Annotated in this window: 15 protein-coding genes; 7 read left to right on the top strand and 8 right to left on the bottom strand. The window is 68.7% G+C overall.

The window, feature by feature from the left end; translation table 11 throughout:
* Positions 1–88 precede the first annotated feature (88 nt).
* Complete coding sequence (locus tag GJG85_RS30765; RefSeq protein ID WP_089490152.1) at positions 89–1,021, top strand: MBL fold metallo-hydrolase; 933 nt, start codon at positions 89–91, stop codon at positions 1,019–1,021.
* 140 nt (positions 1,022–1,161) lie between these two features.
* Here GJG85_RS30765 and GJG85_RS30760 read toward each other — a convergent pair whose 3' ends face one another.
* From GJG85_RS30760 to GJG85_RS30725, 8 genes are all read right to left on the bottom strand, one after another.
* Positions 1,162–2,556 (bottom strand): aspartate aminotransferase family protein, encoded by a 1,395-nt coding sequence (locus tag GJG85_RS30760; protein ID WP_050015652.1) that lies wholly within the window; start codon positions 2,554–2,556, stop codon positions 1,162–1,164.
* A gap of 20 nt (positions 2,557–2,576) precedes the next feature.
* Positions 2,577–4,055 carry an NAD-dependent succinate-semialdehyde dehydrogenase gene (locus tag GJG85_RS30755; RefSeq protein ID WP_050015653.1) on the bottom strand — a complete coding sequence of 493 codons (1,479 nt, stop codon included), beginning with the start codon at positions 4,053–4,055 and terminating at the stop codon, positions 2,577–2,579.
* Positions 4,056–4,176: 121 nt separating this feature from the next.
* On the bottom strand, positions 4,177–4,647 hold the full coding sequence (locus GJG85_RS30750) for an Lrp/AsnC family transcriptional regulator (RefSeq protein ID WP_050015654.1): 471 nt from the start codon (positions 4,645–4,647) through the stop codon (positions 4,177–4,179).
* Positions 4,648–4,660: 13 nt separating this feature from the next.
* Positions 4,661–5,686, bottom strand: a complete 1,026-nt coding sequence (gene doeB / locus GJG85_RS30745) for a N(2)-acetyl-L-2,4-diaminobutanoate deacetylase DoeB (protein WP_089490153.1) — start codon at positions 5,684–5,686, stop codon at positions 4,661–4,663.
* 4 nt (positions 5,687–5,690) lie between these two features.
* The gene (doeA, locus tag GJG85_RS30740) at positions 5,691–6,899 is read right to left on the bottom strand and encodes an ectoine hydrolase DoeA (RefSeq protein ID WP_089490154.1); all 1,209 of its coding nucleotides are present in this window, start codon (positions 6,897–6,899) and stop codon (positions 5,691–5,693) included.
* A gap of 10 nt (positions 6,900–6,909) precedes the next feature.
* Positions 6,910–7,914 (bottom strand): cyclodeaminase, encoded by a 1,005-nt coding sequence (locus tag GJG85_RS30735; RefSeq protein WP_089490155.1) that lies wholly within the window; start codon positions 7,912–7,914, stop codon positions 6,910–6,912.
* 1 nt (position 7,915) lies between these two features.
* Positions 7,916–8,887, bottom strand: a complete 972-nt coding sequence (gene eutB / locus GJG85_RS30730; RefSeq protein WP_050015658.1) for a hydroxyectoine utilization dehydratase EutB — start codon at positions 8,885–8,887, stop codon at positions 7,916–7,918.
* A 107-nt stretch (positions 8,888–8,994) separates the two neighbouring features.
* On the bottom strand, positions 8,995–10,407 hold the full coding sequence (locus GJG85_RS30725) for a PLP-dependent aminotransferase family protein (protein ID WP_050015659.1): 1,413 nt from the start codon (positions 10,405–10,407) through the stop codon (positions 8,995–8,997).
* 356 nt (positions 10,408–10,763) lie between these two features.
* Here GJG85_RS30725 and GJG85_RS30720 point away from each other — a divergent pair, with 356 nt between their 5' ends.
* From GJG85_RS30720 to GJG85_RS30695, 6 genes are all read left to right on the top strand, one after another.
* Positions 10,764–11,243 carry a MarR family transcriptional regulator gene (locus GJG85_RS30720; protein WP_204384708.1) on the top strand — a complete coding sequence of 160 codons (480 nt, stop codon included), beginning with the start codon at positions 10,764–10,766 and terminating at the stop codon, positions 11,241–11,243.
* The gene (locus tag GJG85_RS30715; protein ID WP_050015661.1) at positions 11,240–13,363 is read left to right on the top strand and encodes an FUSC family protein; all 2,124 of its coding nucleotides are present in this window, start codon (positions 11,240–11,242) and stop codon (positions 13,361–13,363) included. The genes GJG85_RS30720 and GJG85_RS30715 overlap by 4 nt, the downstream gene beginning before the upstream one ends.
* A 34-nt stretch (positions 13,364–13,397) precedes the next feature.
* Complete coding sequence (locus GJG85_RS30710) at positions 13,398–13,610, top strand: DUF1656 domain-containing protein (RefSeq protein ID WP_006481008.1); 213 nt, start codon at positions 13,398–13,400, stop codon at positions 13,608–13,610.
* Between the two features lies 1 nt (position 13,611).
* The gene (locus GJG85_RS30705; protein ID WP_089490157.1) at positions 13,612–14,589 is read left to right on the top strand and encodes an HlyD family secretion protein; all 978 of its coding nucleotides are present in this window, start codon (positions 13,612–13,614) and stop codon (positions 14,587–14,589) included.
* Complete coding sequence (locus GJG85_RS30700; RefSeq protein WP_050015665.1) at positions 14,586–16,082, top strand: efflux transporter outer membrane subunit; 1,497 nt, start codon at positions 14,586–14,588, stop codon at positions 16,080–16,082. The genes GJG85_RS30705 and GJG85_RS30700 overlap by 4 nt, the downstream gene beginning before the upstream one ends.
* Before the next feature lie 167 nt (positions 16,083–16,249).
* The gene (locus tag GJG85_RS30695) at positions 16,250–16,675 is read left to right on the top strand and encodes a TOBE domain-containing protein (RefSeq protein ID WP_050015667.1); all 426 of its coding nucleotides are present in this window, start codon (positions 16,250–16,252) and stop codon (positions 16,673–16,675) included.
* The last annotated feature ends 102 nt before the right edge of the window (positions 16,676–16,777 follow it).

The following is a 16,777-nucleotide window of genomic DNA, read 5'->3' as shown; positions in this document are numbered from 1 at the left end:
CCGAAGCGCGATCTTCACGATCGCGCTCGCGAACCGCGCTGCGCCGCGCAGTGCGGATTACCTCACTCGACGAACAGGATTACTGAACATGAACGCACCCATCCGCAACGTCCAGCCGGTCATCGAACCCCTGGGCAACGAAGCTTCGGGCGAGCTCGTTCCGTCCCGCTACGCCGTACGCATCGGCGATGTCGATGTCGTGCTGATCAGCGACGGCGTGCTGCCGCTGCCGACTTCCACCATGTCCACCAATGTGAGCGAAGCGGAGCGCAACGCATGGTTCGACGGCCGTTTCCTGCAACGCGACATGTTCGACTGGGCGCTCAACATCGCGCTCGTGCGCAGCGGCGATCGCCTGATCCTGATCGATTCGGGCGTGGGCGACGGCTTCGAATACTTCACGCGCGCCGGGCGCTCGGTGATGCGTCTGGAATCGGCCGGCATCGACCTGGCTGCGATCACCGACATCGTGATCACGCACATGCACATGGATCACGTCGGCGGGCTGAACGTCGACGGCGTCAAGGCGAAGCTGCGCCCCGACGTACGCATTCACGTATCGGCCGCGGAAGTGGCGTTCTGGAAAAATCCGGACTTCAGCAAGACGGTGATGCCGGAAACCGTTCCGCCCGCGCTGCGCAAGGCGGCCGCGACGTTCGTGGAACTCCATGGCGAAAACATCGTGCCGTTCGACCGGACCGTGGAAGTCGCGGCGGGCGTGTCGGCGCGGGTGACGGGCGGCCATACGCCGGGCCACTGCGTGGTCGACATCGCATCGAAAGGGGAGAAGCTGACGTTCGCGGGCGACGCGATTTTCGAAGTCAACTTCGACAATCCCGACTGGCAAAACGGCTTCGAACACGATCCGGACGCGGCGGTCGACGTGCGTCTCGCACTGTTCAACGAAGCCGCCGACACCGGCGCGCTGCTGGCCGCGGCCCATGTCGCGTTCCCGTCCATCGGGCACGTTGCGCGGCACGGCGACGGGTTCCGTTTCGTTCCGGTCGTGTGGGATTACTGAGTGACGGCCGGTAGCCGACGCGCACCGCAGGCGATGCGCTGACGGTTTCCGCGAACCATACCGGCAAAAAAGACGCCGCCGCACTCGCATGCGGCGGCGTCACCTCACGCGCCGGAGCGCGCATCAGCACCGCTTGATAATCAAGCGACGGTCGAAAGATTCCGCTCCGCGACCTCATCCACCGCGTCCTTCACGATCGCGACGATCTCGTCGGCTTCAGCACGCGTCATCACGAGCGGCGGCGCAAACCCGAGAATGTCGCCATGCGGCATCGCCCGCGCGATCACGCCGCGCTGCAACGCGGCAGCCGACACCTGCGCACCGATCTTCAGCGCGGGATCGAACGGCGTGCGCGCGTCCTTGTCGGCCATGAACTCGAGCGCGGCCAGCATGCCGACGCTGCGCACCTCGCCGACGAGCGGATGCGCGCCGAATGCATCGCGCAGCTTCGCGCCGAAATACGCGCCCACTTCCGCAGCGTTGCCAACGAGGTTCTCGCGCTCCAGGATCGCAAGGTTCGCGAGCGCGGCGGCCGCGCACACCGGGTGCCCCGAATACGTCCAGCCATGCCCCATCGGCCCGTGTTCCTGCGAGCCGCGCGCGATCACGTCCCACACCTTCTCGCCGACGATCACGCCCGACAGCGGCGCATACGCGCTCGTCAGCCCCTTCGCGACCGTGATCAGGTCGGGCTCGATCCCGAAGTGCTGCGCGCCCATCTTCGAGCCGAGACGCCCGAACCCGCACACGACTTCGTCCGAGATCAGCAGGATGTCGTGCTTGCGCAGCACGGCCTGGATCGCGGGCCAGTAGCCGGCCGGCGGTTCGATGATGCCGCCCGTGCCCATCACCGGCTCCGCGATGAACGCGGCGACCGTGTCGGCGCCCTCGCGCGCGATCAGCTGCTCGAGTTCGTCGACGCAGTACGCGACGAACTGCGCTTCGTTCATGCCGGCCGGCGCCTTGCGATACCAGTGCGGACACACCGTATGCTTCACGCGGTCGATCGGCAGGTCGAAATGCTGATGGAAGCTCGGCAGGCCCGTGAGGCTGCCCGTCACGATGCCCGAGCCGTGATAGCCGCGCTCGCGCGAGATGATCTTCTTCTTGTTCGGGCGGCCGAGCACGTTGTTGTAGTACCAGACGATCTTGACCTGCGTTTCGTTCGCATCGGAACCCGACATCCCGTAATAGACCTTCTTCATCCCGGCCGGCGACCAGTCGATGATGCGCGACGACAGCTCGATGATCGCGTCCGACGCGTGGCCGACGTACGTGTGGTAGTACGCGAGCTGCTTCGCCTGCTCATGCATCGCGTCGGCCACTTCGGTGCGGCCGTAGCCGATGTTCACGCAGTAGAGGCCGGCGAACGCGTCGATATATTGCTTGCCCTGGTGATCCTCGATGCGGATGCCTTCGCCGCCGCGCACGATCTTGCCCGGCAGCGCGCCGGTCTCGTGGTCGTACGCGTGCGTCGACGGGTGCATGAAGTGGGCGCGGTCCTCGCGCAGCAGTGCGTCGATCGATTTTGTCATGATGTGCTCCTTTGAATGGGTCAGGCCGTCGCCGCGACAGGCAGGCCGAGATTGCCGAGGCAGAAGTACTTGGTTTCGGTGAACGGCTCGAAGCCTTCGGCGCCGCCTTCGCGCCCGAGTCCCGACGCCTTCATCCCGCCGAACGGGATCGGCGCGCCGGTGAATTTCACGCCGTTGACCGACACCATCGCGAAATCGAGCCGCCGCACGAGCTGGAAGATCGTGTCGATGCGCGTCGCGCATACGTACGCGGCGAGCCCGTACTCGGTGTCGTTGGCCGTTTCTACCGCTTCGTCGAGCGTGTCGAACGCGCAGACGGCCGAGATTGGCGCGAAGTTTTCCTCGTCGACCACGCGCATGCCCGGCGCGGCATCCGCGATCACGGTCGGCTCGTAGAACCAGCCGCCGAGCGCGTGCGGCCGGCCGCCCGCGACGATGCGCGCGCCGCGTGCCCGCGCATCGTCGACGCGCGCGACAGTCGCGTCGAACGCGGCCTGATGCATCAGCGGACCGACGTCGACGCCTTGCTCGAACGCAGGCCCCGTCCTCAGCGCGCGCACCGCGTGCGCATACCGTTCGACGAACGCGTCGTACAGCGGTCGCGCGACGAGAATCCGGTTCGCCGCGCAGCAGTCCTGGCCGGACGTCTGGAACTTCGCGCCGACGGCAATCCGCACCGCCTGGTCGAGATCCGCATCCTCGGTCACGATGAACGGCGCGTTGCCGCCCAGTTCGAGCGCGATCTTGCGGATGCCGGCCTTCGCGGCGGTCTCGGTCACGAGCCGCCCGACCCGCGTCGAGCCGGTGAAGCTGACCGCACGCACACGCGTATCGCCGACCAGCGTTTCCATCGCCATCTGCGGCTCGCCGAGCACCACGTTGAACACGCCGGCCGGGAAGCCGGCCTCGTCGGCGAGCTGCGCGAGCGCGAGCGCCGAGAACGGCGTTTCGTGCGCGGGCTTCACGACCACGGTACAACCGACCGCGATCGCGGCCGCCGCCTTGCGCGTGATCATCGCGGCCGGGAAATTCCACGGCGTGATCAGCGCCGCGACGCCGACCGGCTCCATCACGGTGCCGAGATGCGCGCCGTCGATATGCGTCGGAATCGTGCGGCCCGCGACACGTTTCGCCTCGTTCGCGAACCATTCGACGAAGCTGGCCGCATAGCGGATCTCGCCGCGCGCTTCGGCCAGCGGCTTGCCCTGTTCCAGCGACAGCAGCGCGGCCAGATCGTCGACGTGACGCAGGATCAGCGCATGCCAGCGCAGCAATGCCGCGCTGCGTGCGGCCTGCGGCGTCCAGCGCCACGTGTCGTACGCGCGCTGCGCGGCGTCGACGGCACCGACGATTTGCGCGCGTTCGAGCATCGGCACGTGGCCGATCACGGCCTGATCGGCGGGGTTCACGACGGCGACCGTCGCGGCACTGTCGCTGTGGATCCAGCGACCATCGACGTAGCAGGTCGACTTGAACAGAACGGGGTGTCCGGGCAGCATGCTGCGTCTCCTGGTTGGTGGGCACGAACTTCATTGTGTCGCGCCCGCGCATGCGGAAATTTCGGTTTGCACGGCGGGAAATGCCGGTTTTTTCCGTATTGCCGCGCGCCGGCGCGAACTTTTACAGCCAGTCCGGCGCGCCGCCGGAGCCGCACTTCACGACCTTCGTCACGATGTACGTGAAGTAGCGCTCGATGCCGAGGTCTTCCATCAGCAACGCATCGATGAAGCGCTGGTAATGGTCGATGTCGCGCGCGACCACGTGCAGCACGTAGTCGACGCCACCGCCCGTCGCATAGCACTGCGCGACTTCGGGCGCGGCGGCCACGCGATCCTCGAAGCGCCGCATGTCGGGCGCGGTGTGCCGCGACAGCGTCACTTCGACGACGATGCGGCTGCCGGAGAACGCGCCGATCCAGTCGACGTCCGCGCGATAGCCGCGGATCACGCCGCTTTCCTCGAGCTTGCGCACGCGCTCCCATGCGGGCGAAATCGACAGGTTCACGGCTTCCGCGAGCTTCGACTTCGTGATGCGCCCGTCGCGCTCGAGCAAGTGCAGGATCGCGAGGTCGTATCGGTCGAGCTTGATCACGTCGTGCGCGTCCTTATACGGCGACCGGGATGTTGCGCTCGACGATGTCGGCGACCACCGCGATCGTGTCGCCCGGTTGCACGATGCCCGGGAAGTGCCGGGCCGCGAGCAGCCCGCGCCGCCGTGCGACGTACTCGATGGGCGTGACGCCCGTGCGGTCGATGTCGTGCACGCGCGCGAGCACGTCGCCGGCCTCGACCTCGCTGCCGAGATCGCGGCACATCTCGAGCAGCCCGTGATGCTCGCTCGTCGTGTAGCAAGAGCCGTCCGGCATGTCGAGCAGCGTCGTCGTACGCGGCGCGTTGCCATCGATGACGTCCTTGGCGATCACGCCCGCATGCGCAAGCAATCCATACACGCCGCGCTCGGCGATCGCGACGCTCGTCGCCGTCGACGTGCCGCCGCCGCCCAGCTCGGTCGACACGAACACCTTGCCGGCTTCCTCGGCCGCGCTGTCGTACAGGCCGACGCTGTCGAGTTCCAGCATGCGCATCGAATACGGCGCGCCGAACGCACGCATCGCGCGCTCGCAGCGCGCTTCCTGGTCGCGATCCTGCAGCACGTGAATCGCCGCGAACGGCACGAAGTCGAGCGTGCGCCCGCCCGCGTGAATGTCGAGCACGTGCGTCGCGAGCGGCAGCAGGTGGCGCTGGAAGTAGTCGGCGATCTTCTCGGTCACCGTGCCGTCCGGTCGGCCCGGGAAGCTGCGATTGAGGTTGCCCGCATCGATCGGCGACGTGCGGCAACCGGCGCGGAACGCCGGGTAGTTCATGAACGGCACGACGATCACGCGGCCGGTCACGTCGGCCGCCTTCAGCGAGCCGGCGAGCTTCGACAGCGCGACCGGCCCTTCGTATTCGTCGCCGTGATTGCCGCCGGTCAGCAACACCGTCGGCCCGTCGCCGCGCTTCACGACGGTCACCGGAATCATGATCGCGCCCCACGCGGAATCGTCGCGCGAGTAAGGCAGCTTCAGGAAGCCGTGCTGTTCGCCGTCCGCGTCGAAATCGACGGTCGGCGTGATCGGGGAAGCACGCATCGCCCTACTCCTTTACGAACAGCTTGCGCGGTGCGTTGCAGAACGTCTCGACGCCGGTCTCGGTGATCAGGATGCTCTCCGTGATCTCCAGCCCCCAGTCGTCGAGCCACAGCCCGGGCATGAAATGGAACGTCATGCCGGGTTCCAGCACCGTCCGGTCGCCCGGGCGCAGGCTCATCGTGCGCTCGCCCCAGTCGGGCGGATAGCTCGCGCCGATCGGGTAGCCGCAGCGGCTGTCCTTGTCGATGCCCGCGCGGCGCAGCACCGCGAAGAACGCGTTCGCGATGTCCTCGCATACGTTGCCCGGCTTCGCGGCCGCGAGCCCGGCCTCGATCCCTTCGACCACCGCGCGCTCGCCTTCGATGAAGTGCGCGGGCGGCTTGCCGAGATAGACGGTGCGCGACAGCGGGCAGTGATAACGGCGGTAGCAACCGGCGATCTCGAAGAACGTGCCGGCGCCGCGCGCGAACGTCGAGTCGTCCCACGTCAGGTGCGGCGCGGCCGCGTCGGCGCCGGTCGGCAGCAGCGGGACGATCGCCGGGTAGTCGCCGCCGAAGCCTCCCGCACCGCCGATCCCGGTCGCATAGATCTGCGCGACCAGGTCGCTTTTCTTCATGCCCGGCTCGATCGTCTCGACGATGTGCGCATGCATCCGCTCGACGATGCGCGCGGCCACGCGCATGTACTCGATCTCGCGCGGCGACTTCACCGCGCGCTGCCAGTTGACGAGCGCGGTCGCATCGACCCAGCGCGCGGCCGGCAGATGCTTCTGCAACGACGCGTATGCCGCTGCGCTGAAGTAGTAGTTGTCGAGTTCGACGCCGATGCGCAGCGCGCTCCAGCCGCGCGCGGCGATCACTTCCGTGGACAGGTAGTCCATCGGATGGCAGGCCGTCGACTGCACGTAATGGTCTGGATACCCGACGATGTTCTCGTGCGCCATGAACGCGGTGCGCTTCGCGCCGTTCGCGTCCTGGCCGCGGCCGAACCACACGGGTTCGCCGTCCAGTGCGAGCAGCACGCACTGGTGCACGTAGAACGACCAGCCGTCATAGCCGGTGAGCCAGCCCATGTTGGTCGGGTCGGTGACGATCAGCAGGTCGATGCCGGCCCGCTCCATCGCCGCGCGTGTCTTCGCGATGCGCGCGGCATATTCGCTGCGCGCGAACGCGAGCCGCGGCGCGGCTGTCTGGGTTTCGATGACTGCGGACATCTGTCTCCTCTCAAGTCGTGAGGTCGTTGTGAAAAATCGTGCCCACTTCCGCCGCGCGGGCGCGTTGCAGCGCGAGCACGGCAATCGCGGTGTCCTGCGCGCCGGTGCCGGTCAGGTCGCAGATCGTGATGTCGTCGCGATGCGTGCGGCCGTCTCGGCGGCCGGCGATCACTTCGCCGAGTTCGGGAAACACCGCGTCGGCTGCAACGGCGCCGGCCGCGATCGCATGCGCGAGCTCGCCGGCCACGCGGGTCTGCCGCAGCCGGTCGCAGAAATAGCGCGCGGCGCCGAATACCGACGGCGCGAGTTCGGTCTTGTAATCCGCATCCGAACCCATCGCCGTCACGTGCAGCCCGGGGTGCAGATCTTCCGCGTGCACGAGCGGCGCACGGCTCGGCGTGGTCGTCACCGCGATGTCCGCGTCGGCGAGCGCCGCGTGCACCGAGCGCGCGACGACCGCGTCGATCCCGTGCGCGGCACGCACGTCGGCCGCGAATCGCGCGGCACGTTCGGCATCGCGCGCCCACACCGTCACGTGCGTGATGTCGCGCACGAGCATCAGCGCGGCAAGCTGCAACCGCGCCTGTTCGCCCGCGCCGACGATCGCCGCGCGGCGCGCATCGGCGCGCGCGAGCCGGCGCGCGGCCACGGCGCCGGCGGCCGCGGTGCGCACGGCTGTCAAGTAACCGTTGTCGAGCAGCACGGCCTCGGTCAGGCCGGTACGCGCCGACAGCACGAGCATTAGCCCGTTCAGGCTCGGCAGCCCGAGCGACGGGTTGTCGAAGAAACCGGGGCTGACCTTGATCGCGAAGCTGTCGAAGCGCGGCAGGTACGCCGTCTTCACGTCCACTTCGGCGTGGCGCTCGGGCAGCGCAAGATTCAGGATCGGCGGCATCACGACGGCGTCGGTCGCGAGCGACGCGAACGCGGCCTCGACCTGGTCGATCGCGGCGAGATCGAGTGGCACCAGCGCACGCAGTTGCGCGTGGCCAAGCAACGTGACGGGATGGGCCATGTCAGTTCTCCGAAACGAGCCTGCGATGCACGGCCATGTCGATGTTCGCACCGCTCACGACGACCACGATCGGGCCGCTGCGATCGCGGCGTGCGATCCGTTCATCCAGCAGGGCGGCGAGGCCGACCGCGCCGGCGCCTTCGACGACGAGCCGCTCTTCCCGATACGCATGCGCGATGCCGCGCGCGATCGACGGCTCGTCGAGCAGCACGACGTCGTCGGCCAGCGCGCGCGTCATGTCGAACGTGTAGCGGTTGTCGAGGCCGATGCCGCCGCCGAGCGAATCGGCCAGCGTCGGCTGTTCGTCGACGTCGACCGGGCGACCGGCCGCGAGGCTCGCGTGCATCGCGGCGCCGCGCGTCATCGATACGCCGATCATCTCGATCGGCGGCCGGATCGCCTTCGCGGCAAACGCGACGCCGCTGAACAGGCCGCCGCCCGACAGCGGCACGACCAGCGTCGCCGTATCGGGCAGCGCTTCGAGTATCTCGACGCCGATCGTCGCCTGGCCCGCGATGATGCGCGGATCGTCGAACGGCGGCACGTATGCATAACCTTCGTCGCGCACCAGCCGCCGCGCTTCCACCTGCGCGTCGTCCTGGCTGTCGCCGACGATCACCACGCGCGCGCCGAGCGCCGCGACCGCCTCGACCTTGTTGTCCGGCACGAGCGACGACATGCAGACGGCCGCATCGATGCCGAGCGCGCGTGCCGCATGCGCGACCGCGCGGCCATGATTCCCGGTCGATGCGGTGACCACGCGCGTCACGCGCTGCGCCGCAAGTTCCGCTAGCGCGTTGGTCGCGCCGCGCAGCTTGAAGCTGCCGGTCGGCTGCAGCGTTTCGAGCTTCAGGTAGACCGGGGCGCCGACACGCGCGGACAGCGCGGCGGACGCGACGAGCGGCGTACCGTCGGCGCGCCCGGCGAGACGGCGGCGCGCGCGGTAGACGTCGGACAGCGACAGGGAAGACATGGAATGCGCGCCTCGCGACGAATGTGATGCGATCCAGTCTAATGTTCCAAATCGCGCTTTCGAATGTCCTGATACATTGCGCGCGATGTCGCGGCAGCGCCGCCGGTTCAGTGGAAGTCGTTCAGGTGCGGATACTGTTCGAACACACCCGCGATCGTCTCGAGCGCTGCATTGCACGCCGCATCGGAGGTTTCGGCGCCGATGCACACGCGCACCGCGTTCGGTCGCTCCGTGCCGCCGACGAGAAACGGATCGGGTGACGTCACCGCGATCTTGCGCGTGCGCAGTTCACGCACGATCCGCTCGGCTTGCCAGTAGTCGGGCACGCGCAGCCATGCCGACAGCGCGTTGGGATGCGCACCGAGCACATACGGCCCCAGTGCGGCCCGCACCATCTGCTGACGCACGGCGAGCCGCTGGCGCTGCAGTTCGACGAGCCGCCGCGCGGTGTCGTCGACGATCCAGCGCGTCGCGATTTCGGCGATCGGCGACGTCGCCATCCAGCTGCTCACGCGCAGCACGCTCTCGACGCGCAACGCGAGCCGTCGCGGCATCGCGAGATAGCCGGTGCGCAACCCCGTCAGTACCGATTTCGTCATGCTCGTGCAGTAGAAGCCGAGCTCCGGAATCAGGCTGGCGATCGGCGTGCCCGTCTTCTCGAGCAGCGGACCGTACACGTCGTCCTCGATCACGTATACGCCGTAGCGCGTCGCGATGCGCGCGATCGAGCGGCGCCGCGAATCGGTCATCAGCGACACGGTCGGGTTATTGAGGGTCGGCGTGCAGACGAGCGCGCTGATCCGCTCGCCATCGCACATCTCCTCGAAATGTTCGGGACGGATGCCGTGCTCGTCCATCTCGAGCCCTTTCAGCGTAAACCCGAGCACGTTCGCGGAGCCGATCACGCCGTGATCGGTCAGGCTCTCGCACAACACGGTGTCGCCCGGCCCGACGATCGACGCGAGCGCGAGAAAGATCCCGTGCGCCGCGCCGTTCGTCACCAGCAGCGATTCGCGGTGCACCGGCATGTTCAGCGACGCGAGCCAAGCCGCGCCGGCGTCGCGATGCGCATCGAGGCCGGCGATCGGCCGGAACGAACGGATCCACGGCTGATCGTCGGTGCCGGCCAGCGCCGTGCACACGCTGCGCCATGCCGCGTCGTGCTCCGGCGTGTGCACGATGCGGGCGATCGAGAAGTCGACGAGTTCGCGCTCGGTCGTATCGAGGATGTAGTTCGACATCGATTCGGTCACGCGCGCGGCCACGAAGCTGCCGCGGCCGACCTCGCAGCGGATCAGCCCCTGACGCTCCAGCTCCTTGTACGCGTTGGTGACGGTCTGCACGCTGACACCGAGGCTCGACGCGACGTCGCGCTGCGGCGCGAGCCGCGCGCCCGGCGCGAGCGCGCCGTTCTCGATGTCGCTGGCGATCGCCTTCACGAGCCGCTTGTATTTCGACTCGATGCCGTGCACCGCGCCGAGCGCGTCGCGCCAGCCTGCCGATACCTCGGTCCGTCCCATCTCGATGTCTCCGTCGTGGCTTCCGCATGGTCGCTCAGAAAGACACCCCGAAAATATTGTCCTAGTGCAATCGCGTTCGAAAGCAGGACGTCGTGGGCGAATCGCGCGGTGCAATCGGCGTGCCCGAGCGACCGCGGCCCGCACATTTTCCGGTCGGTCGAAAGTCGCGGGCTACCTACCCGCCCAGCGGGCGGCGCGCGGGCTTGGAATTTGCTTCACATGCACGGCCGTGCTCGTGTGGTCGAACAGTGGTCGTCTGACAATTCAATATCGTCGCCGCGCCCCATGCGACGTGTCATCCCGGCGACGAAAACGATAGTTTGCTATCGAATATTTTTGCCCCTATCATCTCGCCCATGACCAATCTGCACGACCTCCGCCTCGCCGTCAGCAGCCTGCTCGTGCTCACCGCGCGCAAGTGGCGCCGCACCAGCGACGGCGTGCTGACCGCGTACAACGTATCCGAGGCCTGCGCGACGCCGCTCTTGATCGCCGGGCGTCTCGGCGAAGGCGTGCGGCAAGGCACGCTCGCCGAGCACGTGGGCATCGAAGGGCCGTCGCTGGTGCGCCTGCTCGACCAGCTGTGCGCGGCCGGCCTCGCACGCCGCGACGAGGATCCGCACGATCGCCGCGCGAAAACGATCTCGCTGACGGCCGCCGGCCGCGCGGTCACCGCGAAGATGGAGGAAGACCTGCGCGCGCTGCGCGCCCAGGTGCTCAAGGGCGTGTCGCGCGCCGATCTCGAAGCGACGCTGCGCGTGCTGAACGCGTTCAACGCCGCCGACGCGCATCCTCCGGCGTCGCACGCGTCCCACCCCACCGATTCCGCGTCATGACCTATCCGAGCCTTCGCGACTGGCTGTTCTCGGGCAAGACGTTCGCCGCGTCGATGCTGGCGCTGTACCTCGGCCTGTATTTCCAGTTGCCGCGCCCGTACTGGGCGATGGCGAGCGTCTACATCGTGTCGAACCCGTTCGTCGGCGCGACGCGCTCGAAGGCGCTGTACCGCGCGCTCGGCACCGCGCTCGGCGCGGCCGCCGCGATCTTCTTCGTGCCGCCGTTCGTCGAGACGCCGCTCCTGTTCAGCATCATCGTCGCGACCTGGTGCGGCACGCTGCTGTACCTCGCGATCTCCGACCGCACCGCGCGCAGCTACGTGTTCATGCTAGCCGGCTATACGATGCCGCTGGTCGCGCTGCCGACCGTCACCGATCCGTCCACGATATTCGACGTTGCGATCGCGCGCACCGAGGAAATCGTGCTCGGCATCGTGTGCGCGAGCGTGGTCGGCAGCGCCGTGTTCCCGAACCGGCTCGCGCCGACGCTGATCGAGCGCACCGACGCGTGGTTCAAGGACGCCGCGTTCTACGGCCGCGAAACGCTGTCCGGGCACCTGGCCGGCAAGGCGCTGTCCGCATGCCGGCAGCGGCTCGCCGCGACGATCACCGGCCTCGAATTCCTGCTGAGCCAGCTGGGCTACGACCATGCGCATCCGCGCGTGCTTGCGCGCGCGCAGGCGCTCGCGGGCCGGATGCAGCTGTTCCTGCCGCTGATGTCGTCGCTCGCCGACCCGCTGATCGCGCTGATGCGCGACCTGCACGTGCGCCCGCCCGCGCTCGACGCGCTGCTGGCCGACGCCGCGAAATGGTTCGACGCGCCGCTGCCGGCCGTGAAGACCGGTTCCGACGGCGATATGGCGCACGATCCGGTCGCGGACGACCTGCGCGCGCGCATCGCCGCGCTGCAGCCGCCCGACAGCGCGCTGGCGAGCTGGGACGGCGCGTTGCTGTCGAATGCGCTGTGGCGGCTGCGCCAGGTCATCGACATCTGGCAGGACTGCCGCTCGCTGCGCGCGCTGATCGCGAACGAGTCGGGCGTGTGGCAGCCGCGCTACCGGCACTGGCGGCTCGGCGGCACCGAGCGCTTCTTCGATCGCGGGATGATGCTGTTCTCGACGCTGACCGTCGTGTTCGCGATCGTGTTCGCGTGCTGGCTGTGGATCTCGTCCGGCTGGCACGACGGCGCGGCCGCCGTCACGCTCGTGGCCGTGTCGTGCAGCTTCTTCGCCGCGCTCGACGAGCCCGCGCCGCTGGTGTTCAAGTTCTTCCTGTCGACCGCCGCGAGCGTCGTGTTCGCGGGCCTGTATCTGTTCGTCGTGCTGCCGCACGTGCACGATTTCGCGATGCTCGTGCTGATGTTCGCGGGGCCGTTCATCCTGATCGGCACGCTGCTGCCGCGCCCGCAGTTCAACATGGTGACGATGCTCGTCGCGGTCAACACAGCCACCTTCATCAGCATCCAGAGCGCGTACGAGGCCGATTTCTTCGTGTTCCTGAACAGTAATCTCGCGGGCGTCGCCGGGCTGCTGTTCGCGTACGTGTGGACGCGCGCGACGCGGCCGTTCGGCGCGGAACTCGCGGTACGGCGCCTGCTACGCTCGGGCTGGGAGGACGTCGCGCGCTCCGCGTCGACGCAACCGCTCGACGATCAGCGCAACCACGCATCGCGGATGCTCGATCGCGTCACGCAACTGCTGCCGCGCCTCGGCGCGTCCGACGACCACCGCCACCCGTCGATCGAAAGCTTCCGCGACCTGCGCATCGCGCTGAACGCGCTCGACCTGCGCCGCTCGCGGCGCCGGCTGTCGGGCGACGTGCCCGACGCGATCGATCGCGTGCTGGCCGGCGTCACCGATCACTACGCGCGCTGCGCGGCCGCGAACGCGCGCCAGCCCGCGCCGCCCGCCCTGCTCGCGACGATCGACGACGCGCTGCGGCGCGTGGCCAGCCGCAACCTGCCGGGCGCCGCGCCGGCCGACGGCACCGCCGCGCCCGCGGCGCCGGTCACGCACCGCCGGCTGCGCGACACGCTGCATGCGCTTGTCGGCCTGCGCCTGTCGCTGTATCCGGCCGCGGCCGCGCAAGCGCCACAGACGCCGGACGGAGCACGCGCATGAGCCGGCTTTCCACCTTGTCCTTCCGACCGCGACCATGATCGGCGAAATCGATATCTTCGGCGTGTTCGTGCCGGCCCCGCTCGTACTGATGTTGATCGCGTACCTGATCAACATCGTCGTGCGCGCAGTGCTCGAGCGCGTCGGCTTCTACCGCCTCGTCTGGCACCGTTCGATCTTCGACCTCGGCATCTACGTGTTCGTGCTGGCCGCCGTCGTGATCGTGTCCCACCAACTCGTGGCTACCTAACGTGAAAAAAACCTGGCTTTCGGCAGGGCAAGTCCTGCTCACCCTGATCGTCGTCGTCGTGGCCGGCCTCGTGCTGTGGCGCATCATCAACTACTACATGTTCTCGCCGTGGACGCGCGACGGGCACGTGCGGGCCGACGTGATCCAGGTCGCGCCGGACGTGTCGGGCCTCATCACGTCGGTGCAGGTCGCCGACAACCAGGAGGTCAAGCGCGGCCAGGTGCTGTTCGTGATCGACCAGGCGCGCTACGCGCTCGCGGAACGGCTCGCCGAAGCGACGCTCGCGCAGCGCCGCGCGACGCTGGCGCAGGCGAAGCGCGAATACGCGCGCAACCTGCAGCTCGGCAACCTGGTCGCGAGCGAACAGGTCGAGGAAAGCCGCACGCGCGTCGAGCAGGGCGAAGCCAGCGTCGCCGATGCGCAGGTGTCGCTCGACACCGCGAAGCTGAACCTGCAGCGCACGACGATCGTCAGTCCCGTGGACGGCTACCTGAACGACCGCGCCCCGCGCGTCGGCGAATACGTGCCGGCCGGCCGCGCGGTGCTGTCGGTCGTCGACCGCAACTCGTTCCGCGTCGACGGCTACTTCGAGGAAACCAAGCTGCGCGGCATCCATATCGGCCAGCCGGTCGACATCATCGTGATGGGCGAGCCCCATGCGCTGCGCGGCCACGTGCAGAGCATCGTCGCCGCGATCGAGGATCGCGACCGCACGCAGGGCGCGAACCTGCTGCCGAACGTGAACCCGGCGTTCAGCTGGGTGCGGCTCGCGCAGCGCGTGCCGGTGCGCGTCGTGCTCGACGAGGTGCCCGACGATTTCCGGATGATCGCGGGCCGTACCGCGACCGTATCGATGCGCGGCGCCGACACGCACCGCAACGACGACGCGAAGCCGGTGGGCACCGGCGCCGCATCGGCGGCCGCGCCGGTTTCGGCTACGTCAGGTACGGCCGCCAGCGCCGCGGGAGCCTCGCAATGAAGCGGCATGGTCTGCGCGTCGCGGCGACGCTCGCCCCGCTTGCGCTCGCACTCGGTGCGTGCAAGTCGGTCGGCCCCGACTACACGCTGCCGCAACAGGCGTACGTCAACGCGCCGCTCGCGAACCATGCGCTCGACGACGCGAACGGCACGCTGGTGTCGCGCGACGCGGTGCCCGGCAACTGGTGGCAACTGTACGACGACCCGGTACTCAATGGGCTCGTGCGCGATGCGCTGAAGTCGAACACCGACCTGCGCGTCGCCGCGGCGAACCTCGCCCGCTCGCGCGCGGCGCTGGTGGTCGCGAACGAACAGGGCGGCTTCTCCGGCAAAGCCGAAGCGGCCGTGCAGCGCGCGCAGGAATCGGCCGAGCAATACCTGCTCGAAAACAAGCTGCCGGTCGTCAACGAAGGCACGGTCGGCATCAACGTGTCGTACGAGCTCGACCTGTTCGGCAAGCTGCGGCGCGGCGTCGAAGCCGCGCGCGCGGACAGCGAGGCCGTCAAGGCGGCCGGCGACCTCGCGCGCATCACGGTCGTGGCCGACGTCGTACGCGCGTATGTCGAAGCGTGCTCGGCCGGCGACGAACTGGCGATCGCGAAGCAGTCGCTCGCGCTGCAGCAACAGCGCGTCGCGCTGTCGCAGCGGCTGCGCGACGCGGGGCGCGGCAACCAGACCGACGTGACGCGCGGCGTGACGCAGGTGCGCACGCTGTCCGCCGACATTCCGCGCTTCGAAGGCCGCCGCAAGATCGCGCAGTACCAGCTCGCCGCGCTGCTCGCGCGCGCGCCGGCCGACCTGCCGAAAGCCGCCGCCGAATGCGAACGCCTGCCGAAACTGCGTCAGCCGATTCCGATCGGCGACGGCGCCGCGCTGCTGCGCCGCCGCCCCGACGTGCGCGAAGCCGAGCGTCAGCTCGCCGCCGCGACCGCGCGGATCGGCGTGGCAACCGCCGCGCTGTACCCGTCGGTCAGCATCGGCGCATCGGCCGGCTCGGTCGGCGTCGCCGCCGACCTGTTCTCGTCCACCACGAATCGCTGGTCGTTCGGACCGCTGATCAGCTGGTCGTTCCCCGTGAACGGCCAGCGTGCGCGCGTGCGCGAAGCCGAAGCCGCGACGGGCGGCGCACTCGCGCACTTCGACGGGGTCGTGCTGAACGCGCTGCGCGAAACGCAGTCGAGCCTCGCGACCTATGCAGCCGACGTGCAACGCACGGATGCGCTGCGCACCGCGTACGAATCGGCCCGCAGTTCCGCCGCCGAAACCCATCGGCTCTATGCGGCCGGCCGCGAATCGTTCATCGCCGATCTCGACGCGACGCGCACGTTGACGAGCGTGCGGGCGCAGGTCGCGGCGGCCGAAGGGCAGGTCGCGGCCGACCAGGTGCGGCTCTTCCTCGCGCTCGGCGGCGGTTGGGACGGCGACGGTGCGGCAGCCGCCGCGAACGCCGGCTCCGCGGCCACCGCACCTGCGGCCGGCCCGTCGGCGCCGTAGCGACATCGGCTATATCGCATGCGTGACGACACGCCCCGCGGCAACGGGTTGGACTGATTCGCGCGATGGCACTCGCAGGGCCGGCGTTGACGGTACACTGGCCGATGCATTTCCAATCACCTTTTGCCGCAGCCGGCTCTGCCGCGGCAACCACCCGGAGAGTCATCATGCGAACGAGCGCCCGCAACCAATTCGCCGGCGAGATCAGCGCCGTCAAGCCCGGTGCCGTCAACGACGAAATCACGCTGCGCACGCAGGACGGCCTCGAGATCGTCGCCGTGATCACCCATGGCAGCGCGGCGTCGTTGGGCCTCGCGGCCGGCACGAACGCGTTCGCGCTCGTCAAGGCGTCGTCGGTCATCGTGATGGTCGACGTCGACAGCAGCAAGGTGTCGGCTCGCAACTGCGTCGCGGGCACCGTCGCGTCGGTCGCGAAGGGCGCGGTCAATTCGGAGGTCGTGATCAAGGCGGCGAGCGGTGCGGAAATCGTCGCGATCGTCACCAACGACAGCGTCGATCGTCTCGGGCTCGCGAGCGGCGCCGCCGCATCCGCGGTCTTCAAGGCATCGAGCGTGATCGTCGGCGTCGAGTGATCGCGTGACGATCGCACGCAATGTGCGGGCAACCAGCATTCCGGAACCAACGATCGGCTGTTAGCGTTCCCATAAACGGCCACCTTGCAATGCGCAGCGCCC

Source organism: Burkholderia sp. MS389, assembly GCF_016899425.1.
Taxonomy (GTDB): domain Bacteria; phylum Pseudomonadota; class Gammaproteobacteria; order Burkholderiales; family Burkholderiaceae; genus Burkholderia; species Burkholderia sola.
Note: the sequence above shows the minus strand (reverse complement) of the source record. Positions and strands in the feature narration are given on the sequence as shown.

Bases quoted from the DNA above. Each gene is read 5' to 3' on its own strand.
- eutB (WP_050015658.1), bottom strand. From the start codon at position 8,887: ATGTCTTCCCTGTCGCTGTCCGACGTCTACCGCGCGCGCCGCCGTCTC.
- GJG85_RS30710 (WP_006481008.1), top strand. From the start codon at position 13,398: ATGATCGGCGAAATCGATATCTTCGGCGTGTTCGTGCCGGCCCCGCTC.
- GJG85_RS30720 (WP_204384708.1), top strand. From the start codon at position 10,764: ATGACCAATCTGCACGACCTCCGCCTCGCCGTCAGCAGCCTGCTCGTG.
- GJG85_RS30765 (WP_089490152.1), top strand. From the start codon at position 89: ATGAACGCACCCATCCGCAACGTCCAGCCGGTCATCGAACCCCTGGGC.
- GJG85_RS30755 (WP_050015653.1), bottom strand. From the start codon at position 4,055: ATGCTGCCCGGACACCCCGTTCTGTTCAAGTCGACCTGCTACGTCGAT.
- GJG85_RS30735 (WP_089490155.1), bottom strand. From the start codon at position 7,914: ATGGCCCATCCCGTCACGTTGCTTGGCCACGCGCAACTGCGTGCGCTG.
- GJG85_RS30715 (WP_050015661.1), top strand. From the start codon at position 11,240: ATGACCTATCCGAGCCTTCGCGACTGGCTGTTCTCGGGCAAGACGTTC.
- GJG85_RS30760 (WP_050015652.1), bottom strand. From the start codon at position 2,556: ATGACAAAATCGATCGACGCACTGCTGCGCGAGGACCGCGCCCACTTC.
- GJG85_RS30695 (WP_050015667.1), top strand. From the start codon at position 16,250: ATGCGAACGAGCGCCCGCAACCAATTCGCCGGCGAGATCAGCGCCGTC.
- GJG85_RS30725 (WP_050015659.1), bottom strand. From the start codon at position 10,407: ATGGGACGGACCGAGGTATCGGCAGGCTGGCGCGACGCGCTCGGCGCG.
- doeB (WP_089490153.1), bottom strand. From the start codon at position 5,686: ATGCGTGCTTCCCCGATCACGCCGACCGTCGATTTCGACGCGGACGGC.
- GJG85_RS30700 (WP_050015665.1), top strand. From the start codon at position 14,586: ATGAAGCGGCATGGTCTGCGCGTCGCGGCGACGCTCGCCCCGCTTGCG.
- doeA (WP_089490154.1), bottom strand. From the start codon at position 6,899: ATGTCCGCAGTCATCGAAACCCAGACAGCCGCGCCGCGGCTCGCGTTC.